The 21,603-nt window shown below is 70.1% G+C and carries 19 protein-coding genes; 10 read left to right on the forward strand and 9 right to left on the reverse strand.

The window, feature by feature from the left end:
* Nucleotides 1–8: 8 nt before the first annotated feature.
* Nucleotides 9–845, reverse strand: a complete 837-nt coding sequence (locus tag AKJ13_RS02920; protein ID WP_050731997.1) for a glycoside hydrolase family 16 protein — start codon at nt 843–845, stop codon at nt 9–11.
* 199 nt (nt 846–1,044) lie between these two features.
* Between AKJ13_RS02920 and AKJ13_RS02925 the strand changes: the two genes are divergently transcribed.
* Complete coding sequence (locus tag AKJ13_RS02925) at nt 1,045–2,067, forward strand: glycosyltransferase family 2 protein (RefSeq protein ID WP_050731998.1); 1,023 nt, start codon at nt 1,045–1,047, stop codon at nt 2,065–2,067.
* Between the two features lie 21 nt (nt 2,068–2,088).
* Here AKJ13_RS02925 and AKJ13_RS02930 read toward each other — a convergent pair whose 3' ends face one another.
* Both AKJ13_RS02930 and AKJ13_RS02935 read right to left on the reverse strand, forming a co-directional pair.
* Nucleotides 2,089–2,397 (reverse strand): hypothetical protein, encoded by a 309-nt coding sequence (locus AKJ13_RS02930; RefSeq protein ID WP_050731999.1) that lies wholly within the window; start codon nt 2,395–2,397, stop codon nt 2,089–2,091.
* Between the two features lie 161 nt (nt 2,398–2,558).
* The gene (locus tag AKJ13_RS02935; protein WP_050732000.1) at nt 2,559–2,834 is read right to left on the reverse strand and encodes a hypothetical protein; all 276 of its coding nucleotides are present in this window, start codon (nt 2,832–2,834) and stop codon (nt 2,559–2,561) included.
* Between the two features lie 593 nt (nt 2,835–3,427).
* On the opposite strand from AKJ13_RS02935, the gene AKJ13_RS02940 reads away from it, so the two are divergent.
* Nucleotides 3,428–5,125: a HAMP domain-containing methyl-accepting chemotaxis protein gene (locus AKJ13_RS02940; protein ID WP_050732001.1), complete on the forward strand. Its 1,698-nt coding sequence runs from the start codon at nt 3,428–3,430 to the stop codon at nt 5,123–5,125.
* A 194-nt stretch (nt 5,126–5,319) separates the two neighbouring features.
* Here AKJ13_RS02940 and AKJ13_RS02945 read toward each other — a convergent pair whose 3' ends face one another.
* Both AKJ13_RS02945 and AKJ13_RS02950 read right to left on the reverse strand, forming a co-directional pair.
* Nucleotides 5,320–5,544, reverse strand: a complete 225-nt coding sequence (locus tag AKJ13_RS02945) for a hypothetical protein (RefSeq protein ID WP_050732002.1) — start codon at nt 5,542–5,544, stop codon at nt 5,320–5,322.
* 70 nt (nt 5,545–5,614) lie between these two features.
* Nucleotides 5,615–5,836: a hypothetical protein gene (locus tag AKJ13_RS02950; RefSeq protein WP_050732003.1), complete on the reverse strand. Its 222-nt coding sequence runs from the start codon at nt 5,834–5,836 to the stop codon at nt 5,615–5,617.
* A gap of 346 nt (nt 5,837–6,182) precedes the next feature.
* Between AKJ13_RS02950 and AKJ13_RS02955 the strand changes: the two genes are divergently transcribed.
* Nucleotides 6,183–7,547 (forward strand): UDP-glucose/GDP-mannose dehydrogenase family protein, encoded by a 1,365-nt coding sequence (locus AKJ13_RS02955; protein WP_050732004.1) that lies wholly within the window; start codon nt 6,183–6,185, stop codon nt 7,545–7,547.
* Nucleotides 7,548–7,656: 109 nt separating this feature from the next.
* On the opposite strand, the gene AKJ13_RS02960 is transcribed toward AKJ13_RS02955, so the two are convergent.
* The 4 genes from AKJ13_RS02960 to AKJ13_RS02975 all read right to left on the reverse strand — a co-directional run bounded on the left by AKJ13_RS02960 (nt 7,657) and on the right by AKJ13_RS02975 (nt 14,633).
* Complete coding sequence (locus AKJ13_RS02960) at nt 7,657–8,484, reverse strand: response regulator transcription factor (protein ID WP_050732005.1); 828 nt, start codon at nt 8,482–8,484, stop codon at nt 7,657–7,659.
* A 906-nt stretch (nt 8,485–9,390) separates the two neighbouring features.
* Nucleotides 9,391–10,566 (reverse strand): glucosyl transferase, encoded by a 1,176-nt coding sequence (locus tag AKJ13_RS02965; protein WP_244471501.1) that lies wholly within the window; start codon nt 10,564–10,566, stop codon nt 9,391–9,393.
* Between the two features lie 271 nt (nt 10,567–10,837).
* Nucleotides 10,838–13,240: a polysaccharide biosynthesis tyrosine autokinase gene (locus AKJ13_RS02970; protein ID WP_050732007.1), complete on the reverse strand. Its 2,403-nt coding sequence runs from the start codon at nt 13,238–13,240 to the stop codon at nt 10,838–10,840.
* A 52-nt stretch (nt 13,241–13,292) separates the two neighbouring features.
* On the reverse strand, nt 13,293–14,633 hold the full coding sequence (locus AKJ13_RS02975; protein ID WP_050732008.1) for a polysaccharide biosynthesis/export family protein: 1,341 nt from the start codon (nt 14,631–14,633) through the stop codon (nt 13,293–13,295).
* Nucleotides 14,634–14,897: 264 nt separating this feature from the next.
* Here AKJ13_RS02975 and AKJ13_RS02980 point away from each other — a divergent pair, with 264 nt between their 5' ends.
* From AKJ13_RS02980 to AKJ13_RS03010, 7 genes are read left to right on the forward strand one after another with little or no spacing between them, the layout of a single operon-like run.
* Nucleotides 14,898–15,419, forward strand: coding sequence for an acyltransferase (locus tag AKJ13_RS02980; RefSeq protein WP_050732009.1), 522 nt, complete (start codon nt 14,898–14,900; stop codon nt 15,417–15,419).
* A gap of 14 nt (nt 15,420–15,433) precedes the next feature.
* Nucleotides 15,434–16,462, forward strand: coding sequence for a Gfo/Idh/MocA family oxidoreductase (locus AKJ13_RS02985; protein WP_050732010.1), 1,029 nt, complete (start codon nt 15,434–15,436; stop codon nt 16,460–16,462).
* Nucleotides 16,459–17,574: a DegT/DnrJ/EryC1/StrS family aminotransferase gene (locus tag AKJ13_RS02990; RefSeq protein ID WP_050732011.1), complete on the forward strand. Its 1,116-nt coding sequence runs from the start codon at nt 16,459–16,461 to the stop codon at nt 17,572–17,574. Before AKJ13_RS02985 ends, AKJ13_RS02990 begins: the two co-directional genes overlap by 4 nt.
* Nucleotides 17,558–18,589, forward strand: a complete 1,032-nt coding sequence (locus AKJ13_RS02995; RefSeq protein ID WP_050732012.1) for an NAD-dependent epimerase/dehydratase family protein — start codon at nt 17,558–17,560, stop codon at nt 18,587–18,589. Before AKJ13_RS02990 ends, AKJ13_RS02995 begins: the two co-directional genes overlap by 17 nt.
* Nucleotides 18,586–19,722: a DegT/DnrJ/EryC1/StrS family aminotransferase gene (locus AKJ13_RS03000; protein ID WP_050732013.1), complete on the forward strand. Its 1,137-nt coding sequence runs from the start codon at nt 18,586–18,588 to the stop codon at nt 19,720–19,722. Before AKJ13_RS02995 ends, AKJ13_RS03000 begins: the two co-directional genes overlap by 4 nt.
* Nucleotides 19,719–20,519 (forward strand): polysaccharide deacetylase family protein, encoded by an 801-nt coding sequence (locus AKJ13_RS03005; protein WP_050732014.1) that lies wholly within the window; start codon nt 19,719–19,721, stop codon nt 20,517–20,519. Before AKJ13_RS03000 ends, AKJ13_RS03005 begins: the two co-directional genes overlap by 4 nt.
* Entirely contained in the window at nt 20,516–21,484 is a 969-nt protein-coding gene (locus AKJ13_RS03010) for a glycosyltransferase family A protein (RefSeq protein ID WP_050732015.1), read from the forward strand. The genes AKJ13_RS03005 and AKJ13_RS03010 overlap by 4 nt, the downstream gene beginning before the upstream one ends.
* Nucleotides 21,485–21,603: the final 119 nt, after the last annotated feature.

Genomic DNA, 21,603 nt, shown 5'->3' on the forward strand with positions numbered 1-21,603 from the left:
CGGCCGCCCTACCGGCAGACGATCGAGCCCTTGAAGCCGCAGGGATCGCCGAGCTTCGTGAAGGCCACGCGCTCGAAGGTGGCGGTGATCGGCCGTCCCGGATAGCTCGCCGGCCCGAGCCAGGAGACGAAGTCGTCGCCCTGGCCCATCCAGATGCTGAGCATGATCTTGCCGGGATGCGACGGGATCGGCCGGTCGGGCGCGGCCCGGACCTCGCGCAGCAGCCGCCCGTTGACCGACCAGCGGAGGCGGTCGGGCAGCCATTCCAGGGCGTAGTCGGCCATGGTGGTCGACGCGTCGAAGCCGAGGGCCTCGATGGTCTCGTGCTGGCCGGTGCCGCCGGTGAAGTAGTTGAGCTGGACGCCCGTGGTGTCCTTGCCCAGGAATTCGAAGTCGATCTCGTCGTTGGTCCGGCGGTCGCCGTCCTCCGCACCGTTATAGGTGAAGAACGCCGAGACCAGGCCCGAGGCCGCGCCCGCCCGCATCCGAACCTCGTAGGTGCCGTAGCCGTAGCGCTCCTTGGTCTGGATCTCGGCGCAGCTGAAGGCGCGGTCCTTGTAGGGGCTGTCGGACAGGGTCAGGCTCAGCGCGCCGGTGGCCGGGATCTGGACGCGCTGGCGCGACCAGGTGCAGCGCTGGTGGTCGCCGTTGACCCAGCCGTCGGATACGTACCAGCGGCGGTCGCCGAGGCTGGTGAAGGTCTCGACGAAGGAGCCGCCGCCCCGGAAGGCCGGCGCGGCGCCGACGGGCTGAACAGGCTCGTCTCCGGCCGCGACCGGGAACGTCGGCAGCAGCAGGGCCGTCGCCAGGCAGGCGCGGCGGATCGGGCGGAGCGGTCTCGTCATGCGCGTATCCTCACCGGGGGCGTTCGGGACATCCGGCGGGAGTATCGGGGCAACCGGCCGCAGCGGCCGCGATCTTTCGGACGAGCGGCGGCGGCCCCGGAACCCTCCTTTTGGACGATCTCGCGTCCCCTCGGCGCGCCGCCTAGCCTTCGGAATCGCCGTCCGGCCCCGCCGGCCGGAAGAGGTTCGGAGTCGTCCGGTGCGAAGCGTCCAGGCCCAGAGCGACGGAGCGGATGTCTGCGTCATCATCGCGGCGCGCAACGCCGAGGCCACGATCGCGCATGCGGTCGCCTCGGCCTTGCGCCAGCCCGAGGTCGCCGAGGTCATCGTCGTCGACGACGCCTCCGCGGACCGGACCAGCGCGGCCGCCGAGGCCGCCGGCGACGGCTCGGGCCGGCTGAAGCTGCTGCGGCTGACCCGCAATGCCGGTCCGGCGGCCGCCCGCAACGCGGCGCTGGCGGTCGCGACGGCGCGCCTGATCTGCATCCTCGATGCCGACGATTACTTCCTGGACGGGCGCCTCGGTCGGCTGCTGTCCGCCCCCCGCAACTGGGACCTGATCGCCGACGACATCGTCCTGGTCCGAGGGAACGCCGCCAGCGCAGTCGCGGGCCTCGTCACCGGGCCCGGCCAGCCGCAGCTCCTGTCGCTCGAGACCTTCGTGGCGGGTAATACCGGGCGCCTTCGGGAGCATCGGCGGGAGTTCGGCTTCCTGAAGCCGATCATGCGCCGCTCGTTCCTGCAGCGCCACGGCCTGCGCTACGACGAGCGGTTGCGGCTTGGCGAGGATTACGCCCTCTACGTCGAGGCCCTGGCGGCAGGTGCGGTGTTCGCCGTGACGGCGCCCTGCGGCTACGTGGCGATCGAGCGCGCGGATTCGCTGAGCGCCCAGCATCGGACCGACGACCTCGCGGCGATCGTTGCGTTCGACGAGGCGATGCTGTCCCGGACGGGCCTGGTCCCGGCGTCCCGCAGGGCGCTGCGGGCCCATCGCGACGCCACGCTGCGGAAATGGCAGCACCGGCGCGTCCTCGACCGTCGGCGCTCGCACGGCTACGTGGCGGCGTTGCGCGAATTGCTCCACGCCCCCCGGGCTTGGCGGCACATCCTGTCCGCGACCGTGGACGCCAAGCTCGCCCGGCTCGTCCCGAGCCGCGTGTCGGACGGGGCGGCGCCGCGCCTGCTGCTCGGGCCGGGGGCGCTCCTGCGGCCGGTCCGCTGAGCGCGCTGCCGGCCGGATTCATCAGTAATTGCGCTCGCTGTCCCGCGTCCGGACTGCGGAGACGTCGCATCGGACGTCGTCGAGCGCGCAGCGCACCCGCTCCAGCGCGGCGCTGAATAATTCGGCGATCTGGGGATCGTCGGCCTGCGAGGCCTGCGCATCCCGGAAGCTGTCCAGCAGATACGGCATCATCTGCCCATGAAGATCCAAGTAGGCCCCGGGACTCGAGAGTTCATAGACGACTGCCAGAGCATGATAGGCGCGCGCCAAAACCTCGAGTGCAACATCCGCACTGCGTGCGCCCTGGTCGCAATCATCACTGCTTTTCATCGCGTCGACAAGCTAGTTTCCGCCCGTATCGGGGCCTAACATGCCTTATCAACACTGTCGACACGCATTATCCGGACAATTGTCATGGTCGAAGCGCGGCGCGAGATTTATCTCGGGCTCATGGCTCAACTGCAACACCCGGGTGTTCGGCGGTGCGCGCTCTAGCCCTGCATGTATCGGCTCGGCCGGATCATGGTGGCGATCTTGTTCTCGACCTCGGAGAGGACGCTGTTCACAAGATGAGCTGCGCCCTCGACCGTGCCGGCACCCAGCGTTCCGCGGCCGCTGGTCTCCTGGATGATACGGAAATTGTCCTCGACGAATGCCCGGATCTTTTGCTGGACTCCGTCGAACTCGCCCGGATGCGCCGTCTCGTAGAGGAGCGCCAAAGCGAGATAGGCGCGGCCGACCATATCGAGCGCCAGGCTGGCACTCATGTCGCTGTCGTCGCTCTCTGTAGGGGGCACGGCGGGGAATTCCCTGTCAAGCTTTATGTTGCAAATCTACCAGTCTGTCTGGTCGCGAACAATCAATAAAAAGCACAGTTCGAGGCGTTTTTAATTGAGTTTCCGGGAGTTTGTCGCCCATCGCCGGGGTGGATATTGCTTCGGTTGCGGTGGGTGCGCCTGGGCGCATCGCGACTCGTCGCTGCGCTTCGGCCCGACGGATCGGGACATTCGGGTGATACGCCGCGGCAACGCCCCGTCGCCGACCTGCCCGCCGTCGAACGCGATGCGCGCGACGCCGCGTCGGTGCGCGCGTTACCCCCAGCGATCGGCCGGGCGGCAGAGCAGGCATTATCGTTCCGGATGGTCGTCATGGTTGCTACGATTCGTCTATAAATCCCGGTTTTAGCCGAGTAATTCATCCGCAGGTCGCATGATGTAGACAAATACGATCCTGTTGACCGATTCAATTTCCAACGTCAACGACATATTGATTCGGAACAAATCTTTGTGTCAAGCCACTTGATCAAGTTTGCCAGGGGATCTTATAGCGGAGTGACCATAAAGATGGAGCTTTTATCAAGATGAGGATCTTGGATCGATGCAAAATTACGTACAAGATGTCCGTTCCTATCCTGATCATGGCCCTCGTCAGCGTCGGAACAATTTATTATACCCTCAGTATGCTGGGCGACATTACCGAGCGTAATCACGTTCTGGTGGATTATTATGTTGCCCGGCTGGAAGCGTTCGCCGAGGTGCGCCAGGACTTTCAGACAGCGGGCCTGATGAACCGCAACCTCATCATCGGTCAGCCGACCAGCGAGCTTCCGGGGTTGGAGAAGACCTATCGGGACGCGGTGAAACGCACCGCCGACAATATCCAGACGCTCGCTGCGGGATCCTTGAAGAAGGAAGTCCGGGACCTGCTGGTGGAGATCGGGACGATCGCGCGCGAATATTACGACGTCCTCGACAAATCCAACGCCCTCGCGCTGAAGGACGATCGGGCCGCGGCGACGCAGCTGGCCATGGTCGCCAGCAAACCGATCGCGAAGCGGTTCGACGACACGGCCCGGGTCTACGAGGCGCGGGTCGATGCCCGGCTCGCCGACGGCAAGAACGCCACCGAGGCCGGGGCCCGGCAGGCCCGGGTGGTGCTGATCGGTTCGGCCGCGGCGGGCCTGATCGCCGCCCTAGGCCTCTCGATCGTCATCATCGCGTTCGGCGTGACGCGGCCGCTGAGCAGCCTCGTCGCCGTCCTGCAGCGGATGGCGAAGGGCGAGATCGACGCCACCATCGCGGAGGCGCAGCGCGGCGACGAGATCGGCGCGGTCGGGCGCGCGGTCGAGGGCATCAAGGCGAGCGTCGCCCGCAGCGCCGCCGAGGAGGCCGAGCGCAAGCGGGCCGCCGACATCGCCGCCTCCGCCGGGCGCCGACGCGCCCGGCTGGACCTGGCCCAGAGCTTCGAGCAGGCGGTCGCCGGCATCGTCGAGCAGGTCGCGTCCTCGGCGACCGAGCTGCAGGCCACCGCCCGGGTGATGAAGGACATCGCCCAGGAGGCCGGCAGCCGGTCCGGCGCGGTGGCGACGGCGGCCGAGGAGGCCGCGGTCAACGTCACCACGGTGGCGGCCGCCACCGAGCAGCTCGGCAGCTCCATCCAGGAGATCGGCCGCCAGGTGCAGGGCTCGACCGACCTGGCCCGGAAGGCGGTGAGCGAGGCGGACCAGACCGCCGCCCTGGTGGCCGAGCTGAGCGCGGCGGCCAGCCGGATCGGCGACGTCATGCAGATGATCTCGGCCATCGCGGCCCAGACCAACCTGCTGGCGCTCAACGCGACCATCGAGGCCGCCCGCGCCGGCGAGGCCGGCCGCGGCTTCGCCGTGGTGGCCGCCGAGGTCAAGGAACTGGCCGGCCAGACTGCCAGGGCCACCGAGGAGATCAGCCAGCAGATCGGCCGGATCCAGGGGGTGACCGGCGAGGCGGTCGGCGCGATCGGCACGATCACCCAGCGGATCCGCGAGATCGACGGCGTGGCGAGTTCGATCGCGGCCGCCGTGGAGCAGCAGGGCGCGGCGACGCAGGAGATCGTGTGCAACATCGCCCAGGCGACCGCCGGGACGAAGGAGGTGACCGGCAACATCGTCGGGGTCGCGGACGTGTCCGAGCAGACCGGCGCGGCGGCCGGCAACGTCCTCTCGGCGGCCACCGGCCTGTCCCATCAGTCCGAGCGCCTCTCCGCCGAGGTCGATCGCTTCCTGGCGACCATGCGGGCGGCGTGACGGGGGTGGGATGGGCGGATCCGCCGGTCCGCTCGCGAGAGGACGCCCGCACCGCTCCCGGCACGCTGTGAGGCCGTTCCTTCCATGCGAGGCGAGGGAATCACGGTCCGCCCGCCGCAGCCCCGGGACGGAAATCCGCTGCGCGTGGCGGCGCGCCGTCGCGACGCTCGCCCGAGCCTCGCGACGGCGCGGACTCAGGCGATCCGCGCCAGGCCGATCCGGTCCGGCGTCGTGCCCTGCAGCGCCCGGAGCTTGAGCGCCAGGATCCGGTTGTGCCGGGCCATCGCGCGCAGTGCCTCGGCGGTCTCCGGATCGCCGGCGGCCAGGGCCTGGGCGGCGCCGGCCATGTCGGTGGCGGCTGCATCCGCCAGCGCGGCGGCGCGCAGATCCCGGGAGGACGAGGAAATCGGTCTGGCCATGGCTGCCCGCGATCGAAGCCTTCCCCGATCCTTCGGGCGAAGGGTTAACAACCTGTAAACGCCCGGCCGGTCATTTTCGGACCGGCAGTCGGCCGACGAGCCATCCGGCCTCGTCGCGCACGAGCAGCGTCCAGGGAAGCCCCGTGGGCGCCTCGGCGATCTCGTCGGCCATCTCGGCGATCACGCTGCGCGCCTCGAGCAGGGCTTCGGCGAGGTCGGCGGCCTCGACGCCGGTCGGATCGTGAAGCGTGATCTCGGCGTTGGCTAGCTCGAAGTAGAAGCGCGCGGCCAAATGGACTCTCCCTGGCCAAAGTCCCCGAGAGAGTTCGGCCCGAGGATCCTGGTCGCCTAAAGCCTCCCGTATCCAGCCCTAAAAGGGGCGAAAAAGACTTAGCTTTTAGGCTGGCCGGTCGCGCGCGAGCGCTTCAGACCGTGCGGGATCCGCCCGCCCTAAGCCAAGCGAGGTATTCTGCCGGGCCGCCAGCGGTCCTCGGCGCATCCGGGCCGCCCGGCCGGACCGCGCCGGCGGCCTACCCCGTCCCGCCGACCGCCCCTACGCCTAACGCCTGAGGTGCCGCCGCCGCGGCCCTGCCGTAGACCGAACCATCTCCGGGCATTCGCGATGGGGCGAGGCAAGCATGAACATCACGATGGTCGGGTCGGGCTATGTCGGGCTGGTCTCCGGGGCGTGCCTGGCCGATTTCGGCCACAGGGTCGTGTGCGTCGACAGCAACCGCGACCGGATCGAGGCGCTGAAGGCCGGGGCGATCCCGATCTACGAGCCCGAACTCGACGCGCTGGTGGCCGAGAACGTCCGCCAGGGCCGCCTGTCCTTCGTCGCCGACCTGGAGGCGGCGGTCGCCGAGGCGGATGCGGTGTTCATCGCGGTCGGCACCCCGTCCCGCCGGGGCGACGGCTTCGCCGACCTGTCCTTCGTCTACCAGGCGGCCCGCAGCATCGCCCGGGCGCTGACCCGCTTCACTGTGGTGGTCACCAAGTCGACGGTTCCGGTGGGGACCGGCGACGAGGTCGAGCGCATCATCCGCGAGATCCGGCCGGACGCCGAATTTGCCGTGGTGTCGAACCCCGAATTCCTGCGCGAGGGCGCGGCGATCGCGGACTTCAAGCGCCCCGACCGCATCGTGGTCGGCACCGAGGATGCCCAGGCCGAGGCGGTGATGCGCGAGGTCTACCGACCGCTCTACCTCAACCAGGCGCCGATCCTGGTCACCTCGCGGCGCACCGCCGAGCTGACGAAATACGCCGCCAACGCGTTCCTCGCCGCCAAGATCACCTTCATCAACGAGATGGCGGATCTCTGCGAGCAGGTCGGTGCCGATGTCCAGCAGGTCGCCCGGGGCATGGGGCTCGACAACCGGATCGGCGGCAAGTTCCTGCACGCGGGTCCCGGCTACGGCGGCTCCTGCTTCCCCAAGGACACGCTGGCTTTGGTCAAGACCGCCCAGGATGTCGGCACGCCCCTGCGGCTGGTCGAGACCGTCGTGGCGGTCAATGATCAGAGGAAGCGCGGCATGGCCCGCAAGGTGATCCAGGCCTGCGGCGGGGTGCGGGGCAAGACGGTGGCGGTGCTGGGGCTGACCTTCAAGCCGAACACCGACGACATGCGCGACGCGCCCTCCCTCGCGATCGTCGCCGGCCTGCAGGATGCCGGCGCGACGGTCCGCGCCTACGATCCCGAGGGGATGGACCAGGCCCGGCCGCTCCTGCCGGGCGTCGATTTCGCACAGGATCCCTATGCCTGCGCGGCGGATGCCGACGCCCTGGTGATCGTCACCGAGTGGAACGCGTTCCGGGCGCTCGACCTGGCGCGGTTGCGCGCCACGATGCGGGCGCCGATCCTGGTGGATCTGCGCAACGTCTACCGGCCCGAGGAGGCCCGGCTGCACGGCTTCGCCTATACCAGCGTCGGCCGCCCCGCGGAGCCCGCCGAGCCCCGGGCCGCCCCCGCCGCGCAGGGTTGGCCCCTCGTCGCCGCCGGCTGAGCCGGCCGCCCCAGTCGCCGGATCGGGGCGGACCGCCAACGACACAGAGCCGTGCCGGATCGCGGGGATCGGGCACGGCTCTGTGGTGTCGGGTCCGGGGCGAGGCGGATCAGGCCGCCGGGGCCTTCACGGTGGCGAGGCTCGAATCCTCGCGCAGGAAGTACTTGTTGGTCAGGTAGGCGACTTCGGTGCGGTTCTTCGCCTTCAACTTCTTCATGATGTTGCGGACGTGGACCTTCACCGTGCTCTCGCACATGTTCAGCTCGTAGGCGATGATCTTGTTCGGCGTGCCCTTGCGCAACGCCCGGGCGACGCAGAGCTGGCGCGGGGAGAAGATCTCGTCCTCGCCGGTCTCGACCGGCGCCTCGACCTTGATGCTGGCGAGCAGCGGGAAGAGGCATTCCGCCGGGATGTAGACGCCGCCGGCCTGGACGAGCTGGAGCGCCTGCAGGGCGATGTCGACCGAGGTCGTGGTCGGGATATAGCCCTTCACCCCGAGCTTGATCGTCCGCACGATCTGGTCGAGGTTCTCCCCGTCCGAGATGACCGCCACCGGCGGGGCGCCCGCCTCGCCCTGCAGCAGCGCCAGCTCCCGGCTGATCTCGACCCACTCGGTCTCCGAGAGGTTGCTGTCCGGCCGGCACAGCACGACCACGTGGGCGGCCGCGAACGGCGTCTGGCGCTTCCAGCATTCGATGTCCGGGAAGACCTCGAACACGGTGTCCTTGTCGGCCTCCCGCAGGGAGGCGGCCAGGCATCGACCGACGAGCTGCCGCCGATCGATGATCACGATGCGGTTCGCGCGGACCAGGATCGGCTCCCGCTGCTCGATGACGGCCGGACCGTCACCGCCCTGCACCCCCGGGAAGCCGCCACGGCTCTGGAGAGTGTTTCGCTCGACGATGACGCGCTCGTCTCGAGTACCAAGACTGGCCATAAGAAGTTACCTCCTTTCGCAGGAAGCCCATTGTCAGACGAGGGCGTGGGGACCCAATGAAATCGCCGTCGGCGTGACACTGGCGGATAGCGGTCTATTGGGTGCCCTATAAGTGGCTCTCGATGACCGCGGATATAATGCTAACTTTCGTAAAATCGGCTGTAAATACCCTATCTGCGCTCGTTTGATTAAATTTCTACGCAAATCAAAACAGTCACAAACTACGTACGTAGGGGATCGTCCAATCGGACGCGGCGGCGCCGCCAGATCTTGCTATCCATTTCTCAAGTCTTTCGGCGCGCCTCACTGTCCACTGGCGCCGACGACTCGTATCTCTGTAATCGAGCGGAGACTTTTTGGGCCGATATTATCGATGCGGCGGCCCCGGTGTTTTCGCTGGAGTGCTGCGCCGTTTCATGGCGCGAATTCAGTCGCCGGAATCGGTTTTAGCGGGGCTGTTTTGCATATCCGCGGTGGAATATTCCGATACAGGACGGTATCGGCGCATTGCCACTTAAAAAACAGACTTCGTGGCGTATCGGTAGTCCGGGTACTGCGCGAGGGTGGAAATCCGCGCGGCGGAGCCCTCCCCGGACCTTCGGGGGCGAATCGGCGGCGAATCGGGCTGGAGCCCAGCGCGCGCCTCGCCTGTCCGGCCTCCGGGAACCGCGCAGGACCGAGGGAGGCGCAGGTCGCTGTGTGGGCTATGCAGTTTACATGTCGCTCTGTGAAAGACGCGGCAGGCCCCCTCTCCCGCACGGGAGAGGGGACCCGCGCCTTACGCCGTCGGCGATGGGTGAATCCGCCCACCCGCACAGGAAGGGGGCCCTTCGCGATCTGCCCAGCGCGACATGGCACTCTCCGAGCCCAGGAAGGGCCTGGGCTCCCGCGCGTCACGAAGTCCGGTCAGGCGACCCGCGCCAGCAGATCCCGCATGCCGTGGGTGTCGACGAACCGGGTGGTCTCGCAGGCGAGGAGGCCGGCCTGCATCCGGGCGTAGGTCTCCGCGTCGAGGTTGCGCAGGAACGCGATCACAGACGCTTCCAGCGGCTCCGGGAACGCCCAGCCGAGCGCCTCGGCCTCGGCGTAGCGGCCGGTGGCGGTGTCGGCGCGGGCGAGCGTCAGCGCCCCGCACAACCCGCCCTCGTAGAGGCGGTTCGGCAGCAGCCAGTCCGAATTCAGGCCGTCATCCAGGTAATCGACCGCCCAGCTGAAATGGACGCCGCGGTAGATGTCGGGCAGCTCGCCCGGATTGGCGTAGGGGCCGCGGAACGTCATGTTCGGATGCCGGGCCAGGGTCGCGGCGAAATCCTGCGGGTCGATATCCTCCTCCGAGAGCCGGCCCGCGATGACGATCCGCACCGAATTGCCCAGCGCCTGCGCCACCGCCGCCAGGATGGTCAGGCTCCGGCGGCAGCGCAGGGTGCCGAACCAGCCGATCACCCAGGGTGGCCCCGCGACCCGACCGCGCTCCAGCCGGTGCGCCACCGCGGCGAGGCGGTGGGCCATCACCTTGTTCTCAAGCAGGTGCCAGGGGCCGGCAAAGCCCTGGACCGGCGCGAAGTAGCGGGTCACGAAGTCCGGTGAGCTGACGACGAGCAGCGCGCTGCGGCCCAGGATCCAGCGCTCGACCGCCCGGGCGATCCGCCCGGTCCGGTCGGGACGCACCATCAGCCGCTGGATGTCGAGCACCTCGTAGACCAGCGGCGCGCGGCTGCCCGCGAGCCGCGCCGAGGCCCAGGCCACCAGCGCCATGTCGAGGTTGCGGACATAGACCACGTCGGCCGCGCGCAGGTCACGCCAGCGCGTGAGCGCCCGGGCGATCCCCAGCGCGAGCAGCGGCAGCCGCTTGCCGTAATGCCGGTCCACGGTCTGCCCGAGGGGGACCACGTCGCCGGAGGCCGCGGGATCGGGGAGGCCGGCCCGGGCGCGCACGAACATGTATTCGACCACCGACCAGCCGGTATCCCGGATGGCCCCGACCCGTTTCCGGATGGTCGGCTCGATCCGGTCATGGCCGAAGAACGCGACCCGGCCGAGTGCCACCGCTTCAGGATGGGTCTGCATCATGGCGTGTTGCACCAAGCGGCGGCCATCCCGACAAGGCCCCTGACCGTGGGAGGGTATGAGACTGTCGGTCCGCTGCCCTTCGAATGGCGATGCGGCGGGTGCGCCCTCTCCGGAGAAACCTGGTCCCTCACCCCAACCCTCTCCCGCACGGGAGAGGGGACCCGTGCCTCGTCCGGCGCGCGTATTGCCCGGCCCGATATGTGAGACCGGCCGGGATGAGGGGATCGCGTGCGGGCGGCCGGGGTCTTCCGTCCGCCCGGGCGATCCGACCCGCCAAGCGCTGTCACGCGGAGGCTCCCGAGTCGGTGACGTCGGCGCTCGGCCGGCGGCGCCAGGAACGGGTGAGCCGGCTCGGGCTGGCGGGCTCGAGCGCGACGGTCCGGCGGACCAGGCTGTTCACGATCGTGCCGCGCCGGGCCGCCGGGGTGGCGTTGGTCTTGTTGAGCACCACGCCCAGCACCGTGCACCCGGCGGATTCGAGGTCGTGGACGGCGGCGACCACGTCGTCGATGTCGGTCTTGCCGGCCTCGGCCACCAGGATGACCCCGTCGAGCATGTCGAGGAGCGGCCGCAGGGTCGGGAGCTCGTCCGCCGGCGGCAGGTCCACGATGATGCGGTCGAGATGGGTGCGCTCGTCCCGGACCAGGCCGGCGATGCCCTCCGGAGTCATCAGGTCGCTGAAATGCGGGTCGCCCGGCAGGAGGCTGCCGCAGGCGAGCAGGCGGACATCCCCGAGCTGGAGGCGGACCGCCTCCTCGGTGCCGCACCGGCCGGCGAGCACGTCGAGCAGCCCGCGCTGGTCGGCCGCTTGGTTGAGCCGCGACAGTGTCGCCTGCCGCACGTCGGCGTCGATCAGCAGGATCCGGCTGGCGGCGGCCGAGCGCGACCGCGCCAGCAACTGGCCGAAATTGCTCGCGAAGGTGGTCTTGCCGGTTCCGGCCTCCACCGAGGTCACCCCGATGGCGAAGACCGGCCCACGGCGGTCGTTGCCGAGCAGGTGCGACTTCAGGCTGTGGAGGCGCTCGACGAAGACCGATTGCGGCATGAACCGCACGGCGCTCGCCTTGAACGCCTCGACGCTCGCCGGCCGCAGGGCCTCGCTGGCATGGGTCTGCGCCAGCGCCAGGGCGGCCCGGTAGCCGGGCTCGCGGCGCAGCTCGGGGAGGGCGGCGAGGCAGGGCAGCCCCTGGCCGGTGAGCTGCCCGGGCGACCGGATGGTCCGGTCGAACCAGTGCCGCGCGAAGGCGCCGCTGACGCCGAGCCCGGCCCCGACCAGCAGGCCGAGCATCACGATTAGGCCGCCGCGCGGCGCGCTCGGGCGCTCCGGGACGCTCGCCGGGGTGATCACGTGCGCGGAGGGCTGCGGGTAGGATTGCTGGTTGACCGCGTCGATGTAGCGGCTGAGCATGTTCGTGTAGATCTGGTCATAGGTCTCGGCCGCCCGGTCGAGCTCCTTGGCCTTCACCCGGGCCTCGCTGGTCACCAGCGTCTTCGAGATCAGCGCGTCGAAGGACGCCGACATGCTGTCCTCGCGAGCCTTGGCGACCTCGTAATCCCGGTCCAGTGAGGCGGCGAGGCGCTCCAGCTCGGCCCGCAGGGATTGCTTGGCCGCCAGCACGTCCTTCTGGATCGCCGTCACCGCGTCGTGGTCGGGGCCGAGGCGGCGCTTCAGGTCGTCGGCGCGCTGCACCAGATCGACGTACTGCTTGCGCAGCTGGATGATCACCGTGTCCTTGAAGGCCTCCGTGATGCCGGGATCGGCGATGTCGGAGGCCAGCAGCATGTGGATCTGGTCGCGGGTGGCGCGGGCGTCCACGGTCTTGGACCGCGCAGAGGCGACCGCGGTGTTCAGCTCCTCCAGCTGCTGCTCGCCGACCAGGCCGCGCTTGCCGAGATCGATGATGGCGTGCTCGGCCTTGTAGGTCTGGGCCTCCCGGGAGGCCTGGCTGGCGCGCTGCTGCAGCTCCTTCAGCCGCGGCAGGATCCACTCGCCGGCGACCTTCCAGATCTGTGACCGGTTCTCGAGCTGCGTGGCCACGTAGGCGTCCGCCACCGCATTCGCCACGGCGGCGGCGTCGGCGGGATTGTCGAGGCTGTAGCCGACCTCGATGACGTAGGCCGCGCCGATGCGCGAGGCTTCCAGGTTCTCGCGGACGGTGCCAGCCTGGCGCTCCTCGGGGCTCGCCGGGCTGATCGGCTTGGCGGCGGGATGGAGGCCGATGAGGTGGCCGACGAACAGCTTGGCCGCGCCCAGCCCCTCGCGGAGCTTCGCCACCAGCGGATGCGGCGGCACCGCCAGGTCCTGCGACGGCGGCAGGCCGAGCCGGCGCACGGCGGCCAGGGCGATCTTCTCCGAGCGGATATACTCGACCTGGCTCTCGACCTCGGGGATCTCCAGGGGGGTCGCGGCGCCGGGCGTGTCGCGGGCCGTGACCGGGCTCGACCGGCTCTCGATGTAGACCCGCGCCTTGGCGGTGTAGATCGACGGGGCGGTGGCGACGTAGACGATCGCCGCGATCAGCCCGATGCCGCTCAGCATAAGGATCGACCGCCAGTTCCGCCGCACGATCGTCAGGATCGCGACCTGGCCCTCGGGATCGGACCCTCGCGGCGCCTCCCGCCACGACCGCGCCGGGCCGAGGGAATCGGCCTGCAGGAAGGACGCGGCGGTCGAGTGCTTGTTCATGGCTCTTCCCTCACGCGGCGGGCGCACGGTTCTGGCGAGGTCGGTTCGGGGGTCAATTCTGGCCGGTGCCGTCGCCGATCCCCCGCAGGGCGGGATCCGGCTTGAGCACGACCTCCACGACGTCGCCCGGTTGCAGCTCCGTGTCCTCGGCCGCGTCGGTCAGGTTCGGGCCGCTCTTGCCGGAGCCGGCCTTGCCGGGGTGGAACACGGCGATCGATGCCCGCGTCCGGCTGCCGGACAGGAGCTGGGTCCGCAGGGCGCCGGTATAGACCAGCTTGTCGTTGATGCTGCTGAGGCGCGAGCGCAGGGCCGCCAGGTTGTCTTCCGAGACCTGCAGCTTCTCCATGGCCTCCATGGCCTGCTGGTCGTCGACCCGCTCGAGCCTGCGGGTCAGCTCGCCCTTGTCCCGCTCCAGCTGCGCCACCTGGACCGTGGTCTGCAGCGCCCGGGTGGAGGACAGCAGCACCGCCCGGCGGGCGTCGGTCAGGCGGGTCGTGACCACGGCGCCGCGCTGGAACAGGGCGCGCACCGCGTCGTACTCGTCGGCGTCGGCGGTGACGCCCTCCTTCTCCTTGGCCTGCTGCTCGGTCAGGCTGGCCAGCTGGTTCTGGGAGCGGGTCAGCGCGCGCTGCAGGTGCTCCTTCTCCTTGGAGACGTCGGACATCTGCACGCGCAGCTGCTGCTCGGCGAGCTTCTGCGCGACACTTGCTCGCGACGGCGGCACGTTGAGGGATGCCTCCGCACCGGCCGCCGCCTTGTCGGGGCGCGCCCCCGCGATGATCGCCTTGAGCCGCCAGACATTGGCGCTCTCCCGCGCGATGCTCGCCCAGACCGCGTCGTACTCGGCGCGCAGATTGGCGCTCTCGACGACCGGGTTCTCCATCCGGAAGCGCAGGAGGTTGTAGCCCCCCGCCAGCGCCACCGCCTGCCGGACGGTCATGCCCGGATGGAACGGGTGCTCGCCCTGCTTGGTCACGTCGCCGCTCAGGTAGACCGGCCGATACTTCGCGATCCGCACCCCGATCTCGTCGGGCTCGATCACGGCGATCGATTCGCGCCCGTCGGCATTGCGCTGCCGCACCGCCTTGGCCGGCAGGGCCTTCTGCAGCGCCTTGCGCAGCTCGGCCACGGTCAGCCCGACCGCCGGCACCTCGCCGAGCAGCGGCACCATCACGGTGCCGTCGATCCCGACCGTCGCCTCCTGCTTGAATCCGGGAATGCTGAGCGCCGTCACCTCCAGGGTGTCGCCGGCCGAGATCCGGTATTCGGCCCGTGCCGGCGATCCGGCGAAGGCCAGCAGCAGCGCCGCGCTCGCCGCGAAGACTCTGCGCAGCGAAGCACCGCCCCGGGGGGCCTTTTCTTCGAAGAGATCGGACGGGGACCAGGTCTTCACGCGTCGTGCCTTCCTGCTCGCTCGCAGCTCGGCCGGCATGATGCGCGGCGGCCCCGTTCCCCGGGACTCGTCCAAAAGGAGGCCGGCCGCGCCGTCCGGCGCCGGCGCCTGCGCCTTTCGAGGTAAGCCTCCCGGGCCCCCGCCGCCCCGGGCCGAGACGGTGCACCTTTCGGGGGAGGACCAGTATCGAAAGCCTGGGTTCCGGATCGTCCACGGCTCCGCGCAGTTTTGCCGCACAGAAGTTCGGCAGAAGGAGCCGCTTGGATGCCGATAACCGATGCCGATATTGGGCAGGATGTGGGTATCTTCTACCCGGACCTCGTGAATATTTATGGGTGCGAAATAAAGGCCGGATCGCGCATCGGCCCGTTCGTCGAGATCCAGCGGGGCAGCACCATCGGCCCGCGCTGCAAGATCTCCTCGCACAGCTTCATCTGCGAAGGCGTCTCCATCGGCGCGGAGGTGTTCGTCGGCCACGGCGTGGTCTTCACCAACGAGCGCTACCCCGAGGCGACCAACCCGGACGGCACCCTGAAGCGCGACGGCGATTGGGAACTCGTTGAGACCCTGGTCGGCGACCGCGCCGCGATCGGCTCCAACGCCACCATCGTGGCCGGCATCACCATCGGGGAGGGCGCCCTGATCGGCGCCGGCGCGGTCGTGACCCGCGACGTCCCGCCCTACGCCATCGTGGCCGGATGCCCCGCCCGGGTCATCGGCGACACGCGCCAGAAACGCGCCCGCTCCCGCCGCTCCTCGGCGGCGAAGTCTCTGCAGATCGCTTGAGGGGACCCACGCACATGATCGCCATCGGAATCGTCGGCTACGGCTATTGGGGGCCGAACCTGGCCCGCTGCACGTCGGAGACGGAGCAGTGCCGGCTCGCCGCCATCGCCGACCAGTCGGCCGCGGCGCTCGCCCGGGCGGGCAAGCGCTATCCCGCTGCCCAGCTCCACCAGGATTGGCGCGACCTGATCGCCGATCCGGAGATCGATGCCGTCATGGTGGCGACCCCGGTGAGCTCGCATTTCGAGATCGCGATCAACGCGCTCCGGGCCGGCAAGCACGTCTTCATCGAGAAGCCGATCACGTCCTCGGCCTTCGAGGCGCGGCTGCTGATCGAGGAGGCGGCCAAGCGCAACCTGACCCTCATGGTCGATCACACCTTCGTCTACACGGGGGCGGTCGAGAAGATCAACGAACTGATCACCGACGGCGCGCTGGGCGAAGTCTTCTACTACGACTCGATCCGGGTGAATCTCGGCCTGTTCCAGCGCGACGTGAACGTGATCTGGGACCTCGCGGTCCATGATCTCGCGATCCTCGACCACGTGCTGGACCTCGCCCCGGTGGCGATCTCGGCGAGCGGCACCGGCCATTTCAGCGGCCGCCCCGAAAACATGGCCCACCTGACGATCTTCTACCCGCGCGGCGTCGTCGCACAGATCAACGTCAATTGGCTGGCCCCCGTGAAGGTCCGTCAGACGCTGATCGGCGGCAGCAAGAAGATGATCGTCTACAACGACTTGGACCCGATCGAGAAGGTCAAGGTCTACGACCGCGGCGTCACCGTCGGCGACGGCTCCGGGGACATCACCGAGCTGATGGTCTCGTACCGGACCGGGGACATGTGGTCGCCGCACCTGTCCTTCCGCGAGGCGCTCGTCGTCGAGATCGAACACTTCGTCGACTGCATCGCCACCGGCAAGGCGCCGAAGACCGACGGCCATAGCGGCTTGCGCGTGGTCGAACTGCTCGAGGCCGCGATGCGCTCCCTGCGCCAGAACGGCCATCCGATCGACCTCATGCCACTTGCGAGGGCCTCGTGATCCCGTTTCTCGACCTCAAGGCGCAATACGCGGCCGTCGGCGGCGCCGTCGAGACCGCCGTGCTCGACGTCCTGCGCAGCGGCGACTTCGTCCTCGGACCGGCGGTCACCGCCTTCGAGGCGGCCTTCGCCAAGGCCTGCGGCGCCAGGCACGCGGTGGCCGTCAGCAGCGGCACCGCGGCGCTCCATCTCGCGCTGCTCGCCCTGGATATCGGCCCAGGCGACGAGGTGATCACGGTCTCGGCGACCTTCGTGGCCACCGTCGCGGCCGTGCTCTACGCCGGCGCGACCCCCGTGCTCGTCGACATCGACCCGGTGAACTGGACCATGGATCCGGCCCTGGTCGAGGCGGCGATCACGCCCCGCACCAAGGCGATCCTGCCGGTGCACCTGCACGGGCGGATGGCGGATCTCGACGCGCTCGCCGCCATCGCCCGGCGCCACGGCCTCGCCCTCGTGGAGGACGCCGCCCAGGCGCATCTCGCCGAGCGGGGCGGCAGGAAGGCCGGCTCCATCGGGGATATCGGCTGCTTCAGCTTCTACCCCGGCAAGAATCTCGGCGCCTACGGCGAGGGCGGTGCCATCGTCACCGATCGGGACGACCTCGCGGAAGCCGCGCGGTGCCTGCGCGACTGGGGCCAGCAGGGCAAGTACAACCACGTCCGGCACGGCTTCAACCTGCGCATGGACGGGGTCCAGGGGGCGGTCCTCGGCACCAAGCTCCCCTACCTGGAGGGCTGGACCCGGGCCCGGCAGGCGGTGGCGGCCGCGTACGGCGAACAGCTCGCGGACCTCGGGCTCGACCTGCCCGGTCCGGCCGGACGCGACCACGCCTTCCACGTCTACGCGGTCAGCACCCCCGACCGCGAGGGCCTGCGCCAGCACCTGGCCGAGGCCGGGGTCGCCACCGGCATCCACTACCCCGTCCCGGTCCACAGGCAGCCCGCCTACCGCCATCTCGACGACGGGACCGGTCGCCTGCCGGTCACCGAGCGGCTGGCCGCCCGGACCCTGTCCCTGCCGATGTTCCCGGAACTGACGACCAGCCAGATCGACAGCGTCTGTCGGGCCGTCGCGAGCTACTGCGAGGTCGCCGATGCCCAAGCTGCGTGAGGTTACCAAGGGAAGTCGCTTCGGCGGCGACCTGCGCGGGACCCGGATCCTCGTCACCGGCGGATCCGGCTTCATCGGCTCCCACATCATCGACCTGCTGGTCGAGGCCGGCTGCGACGAGATCGTGGCCATCGACAACATGGTCCGCGGGCGCCCCGAGAACCTGAAGGACGCCCTCGGCTCGGGCCGAGTCCGGCTGGTCCAGGGCGACATCCGCGACCGGGCCCTGATGGACACCCTGGTCAAGGGCACCGACGTGGTGTTCCACCAGGCGGCCCTGCGGATCACGCAATGCGCCGCCGAGCCGCGCCAGGCCTTCGAGGTGATGGCGACCGCGACCTTCGACCTGCTCGAGCGCTGCGTCGAGGCCGGCGTCGCCAAGGTGGTGATGGCCTCCTCGGCCTCGGTCTACGGCATGGCCGAGAGCTTCCCGACCACCGAGAAGCACCACCCTTACGACAACCGCACCCTCTACGGGACCGCCAAGTCGTTCGGCGAGGGCCTGCTGCGCGCGTTCAACGACATGTACGGGCTGGACTACGTCGCCCTGCGCTACTTCAACGCCTACGGGCCGCGCATGGACCTGACCGGCCGCTACACCGAGGTGATGGTGCGCTGGATGCAGCGTCTGGCCGAGGGCCAGTCCCCGATCGTGTTCGGTGACGGGCTGCAGACCATGGACCTCGTCCATGTCCGCGACATCGCCCGGGCCAACATCCTGTCGGCGACCGCCCCGGCCACCGACGTGGTGCTCAATGTCGGCACCGGCGTGGAGACCTCGCTCGTCGATCTCGCCGGCCATCTCACCCGGATCATGGGCCGGGACGGCACCCCGCTCGTCCACGAGGCCGAGCGCGCCGTGAACCCGGTGCCCCGGCGCCTGTGCGACACCAGCCTGGCCCGGGAGCTGATCGGCTTCAAGGCCGAGATCGGAGCGGCCGAGGGCCTCGCCGACCTGGTGGCTTGGTGGAGCGACGAGGCCGGCTCGGATCACCTGAGGCGGGCGCTGGCATGATCCCGATCGCGAAACCCGATGTCGGCGAGCCGGAGGCGGAGGCCGCCGCCGCCGTGGTCCGCTCCGGCTGGCTGACCCAGGGGCCGCAGGTCGCGGCCTTCGAGACGGAGTTCGCCGCGATCGTCGGCGCCCCCCATGCCTGCGCGGTCTCGAATTGCACCACGGCGCTGCATCTCGCGCTGCTGGCCGCCGGGGTCGGGCCCGGCGACGAGGTGGTGACGGTGAGCCACAGCTTCATCGCCACCGCCAACGCCATCGCCCAGTGCGGGGCGACGCCGATCTTCGTCGACATCGAGCCGGCGACCTTCAACATGGCCCCGGAGGCCGCCGCCGCGGCCCTCACCGAGCGGACGAAGGCGATCGTCTGCGTCCACCAGATGGGCATGCCCTGCGACCTCGAAGCCATCGTGGCGATCGGGCGCCGCTCCGGCATCCCGGTGATCGAGGACGCGGCCTGCGCCATCGGCTCCGAATGGCTCCAGGGCGATGTCTGGCGACCGATCGGCGGGCCGGCGGGCGATGTCGCCTGCTTCTCGTTCCACCCGCGCAAGGTCCTGACCACCGGCGACGGCGGCATGATCACCACGGCCAATCCCGAATGGGACCGCAAGTTCAGGCTGTGGCGCCAGCACGGGATGAGCGTGTCCGACGTGGCGCGCCACGGCAGCGCCCGGGTGGTCGCCGAGGAGTACACCGTCGCCGGCTACAATTATCGGATGACCGACGTGCAGGCCGCCATCGGCCGCGCGCAGCTGACCCGGCTGCCCGGCCTGATCGCCCGGCGGCGCGCTCTCGCCGACGGCTACCGGGCGCGGCTCGCCGACCTGCCCGAGGTGACGCCGCCCCCCGAGCCGATGGGGTCGCGCAGCAACTGGCAGAGCTTCTGCGTCCGCCTGCCGGAGGCGGCCGACCAGGGGGCGGTCATGCAGGCGATGCTCGACCAGGGCATCGCCACCCGCCGGGGCATCATGTGCGCCCATCTGGAGCCGCCCTACGCCGAGGCGCCCCGGCGCTTCGCCTTGCCGGAATCGGAGCGGGCGCGCGACCACGCGATCCTCCTGCCGCTCTATGCCGGCATGGACGACGCGCTGCAGGACCAGGTCGTTTCCGGCCTGCGCGCCGCCCTGCGATGATCCCCGGGCCGGTCAAGAGCCTCGCCCGCACCGTGGGGCTCACCCGTCCGCGGGTCGCGGCCGCCCGGATGGCCTGCGAGCGCGCGACCCTGGCGGTCGCCGGGACGCGCCGCGAGAGGCCGGGCGGGCGCGTCCTCTGTTACCACTCGGTCGGGCAGCCCGAATGCGGGGTCAACGACGTCACCCCCGGGCGCTTCCGGCACCAGATCGAGCTGGCCCTGCGCCTCGGCTACCGCTTCGTGCCGGCCGCCACCATCGCGGAGGGCAACGGCGAGGCCTGGGATCTCGCGATCACCTTCGACGATGGCTGGCGCAGCGTGCTCGAGGCGGCGGAGCCGATCCTGCGCGACCACGCGATCCCCTGGACGCTGTTCGTCGTCTCCGGTTGGCTCGACCGGCCCGGGAGCGGCCCGGGCGGGGTCCTGAGCTGGCGCGAGGTCGAGGCGCTGGCCTCGGCCGGCGCCGAGATCGGCAGCCACTCCGTCACGCATCCGGATTTCGGGCGGATCAGCCCCGAGCGGGCGGCCGAGGAGCTGGAAGGCTCGCGCCGGTCGATCGCGGCCCGGCTGGGCCTCCGACCGGAGAGCTTCGCGATCCCGCTGGGGCAGTCGGCGAACTGGACGCCCGACGCCGCCCGCGCCGCGCAGTACGCCGGCTACCGGATCATCTACGCGCAGGCCGTGGAGACGCGGCCGCTCGGGACCATCGGGCGCAGCTTCGTCACGCATTTCGACAACGATCTCGTCTTCGGCGCCCTCCTGAAGGGGGCCTACGATGCCTGGGAGGAGTGGACATGATCCGGCCCGCGCCCCGCCCCACGGTCTCCGTGGTGGTGCCCACCTGCAATCGGGCTTCCCTGCTGCGCGAGGCCCTGGCGAGCATCCGCGCCCTGGAGGGGCCCGATCTCGCCTTCGAGATCATCGTGGGCGACAACGGCCGGCCGGGGCCGGGCGCCGAGGCCACCGCGGAATTTGGCGCGCTCCACGTGGCCGTCGCGCGTCCCGGCGCGGGGGCTGCTCGCAACGCCGCCCTTTTGCGGGCCAGCGCGCCCTACGTGGCGTTCCTCGACGACGACGACGTCTGGCAGCCGGGCCATATCCGCCCCCACCTCCGCCGTCTCGAAGCGGAGCCGGATCTCGGAATCGTCTTCGGGCAGGTCGTCACCACCTCCCAGGATCTGGAGCCGGTCTACGGTCCCTGGCCGGCGGAACTCCCGGCGGACGGCGGGGCGCTGCTGCGCCGGATGCTGAGCGGCTACTTCCCGCAGGTGGGCGCGACGGTGGTGCGCCGGAGCCTGGTCGACAGCGTCGGCCTGTTCGACGAGGCGCTGCTCGGCGACCAGGATTGGGATTGGCAGATCCGTGCGGTCCGCCGGCACCGGGCCGGCTTCGTCGCCGTGCCCTGCGTGCATTTCCGGCAGCGGCCGCCCGGGACCTTCGACAGCCTGATCGCCCGCCGGATCCACTTCACCCGGCTGGTCTTCCGCCGGCACGCGCCGGCGCTCGGCGTCTCGCGCCTCGCGGCCCTGCGCCTCTATTTCGCGACCGTGCAGGGCTATTACGACGCCTTCCTAGATGGTGCCCAGGCCCATGCGGCCCGCGGCGACCGGCGCGCCGCCGCGGGCGCGCTCTTGTCCGCCTTCCGGCTGATGCCGCACCGGGCGATCAAGGACACGGTTCGGCCGACGCATCTGCGCGAAGCCCTGCTGGCCGTCGTTCAGGCAGGCCGGCCGCTCGCCGCGGCCGAGCCGGGAACGCGCTGAAGGGGCTCGCCTGTCGCGCTCCGCCTCGCGGGCGGGGCCATCGCCGGCGGCTTGAGACCCGCCGGGACGCCGAAGCCTGAATACCGGACAGACGCCGAGACCCGAGAAACCGTAGGGCT

Source organism: Methylobacterium sp. ARG-1 (assembly GCF_001262595.1).
GTDB classification, from domain to species: Bacteria; Pseudomonadota; Alphaproteobacteria; order Rhizobiales; family Beijerinckiaceae; genus Methylobacterium; species Methylobacterium brachiatum.

What these genes read in the sequence shown, in the direction of transcription:
- AKJ13_RS02920 (WP_050731997.1), bottom strand. Translation starts at nt 845, where the DNA reads ATGACGAGACCGCTCCGCCCGATCCGCCGCGCCTGCCTGGCGACGGCC.
- AKJ13_RS02930 (WP_050731999.1), bottom strand. Translation starts at nt 2,397, where the DNA reads ATGAAAAGCAGTGATGATTGCGACCAGGGCGCACGCAGTGCGGATGTT.
- AKJ13_RS02935 (WP_050732000.1), bottom strand. Translation starts at nt 2,834, where the DNA reads ATGAGTGCCAGCCTGGCGCTCGATATGGTCGGCCGCGCCTATCTCGCT.
- AKJ13_RS02940 (WP_050732001.1), top strand. Translation starts at nt 3,428, where the DNA reads ATGAGGATCTTGGATCGATGCAAAATTACGTACAAGATGTCCGTTCCT.
- AKJ13_RS02945 (WP_050732002.1), bottom strand. Translation starts at nt 5,544, where the DNA reads ATGGCCAGACCGATTTCCTCGTCCTCCCGGGATCTGCGCGCCGCCGCG.
- AKJ13_RS02955 (WP_050732004.1), top strand. Translation starts at nt 6,183, where the DNA reads ATGAACATCACGATGGTCGGGTCGGGCTATGTCGGGCTGGTCTCCGGG.
- AKJ13_RS02960 (WP_050732005.1), bottom strand. Translation starts at nt 8,484, where the DNA reads ATGGCCAGTCTTGGTACTCGAGACGAGCGCGTCATCGTCGAGCGAAAC.
- AKJ13_RS02970 (WP_050732007.1), bottom strand. Translation starts at nt 13,240, where the DNA reads ATGAACAAGCACTCGACCGCCGCGTCCTTCCTGCAGGCCGATTCCCTC.
- AKJ13_RS02980 (WP_050732009.1), top strand. Translation starts at nt 14,898, where the DNA reads ATGCCGATAACCGATGCCGATATTGGGCAGGATGTGGGTATCTTCTAC.
- AKJ13_RS02985 (WP_050732010.1), top strand. Translation starts at nt 15,434, where the DNA reads ATGATCGCCATCGGAATCGTCGGCTACGGCTATTGGGGGCCGAACCTG.
- AKJ13_RS02995 (WP_050732012.1), top strand. Translation starts at nt 17,558, where the DNA reads ATGCCCAAGCTGCGTGAGGTTACCAAGGGAAGTCGCTTCGGCGGCGAC.
- AKJ13_RS03000 (WP_050732013.1), top strand. Translation starts at nt 18,586, where the DNA reads ATGATCCCGATCGCGAAACCCGATGTCGGCGAGCCGGAGGCGGAGGCC.
- AKJ13_RS03005 (WP_050732014.1), top strand. Translation starts at nt 19,719, where the DNA reads ATGATCCCCGGGCCGGTCAAGAGCCTCGCCCGCACCGTGGGGCTCACC.
- AKJ13_RS03010 (WP_050732015.1), top strand. Translation starts at nt 20,516, where the DNA reads ATGATCCGGCCCGCGCCCCGCCCCACGGTCTCCGTGGTGGTGCCCACC.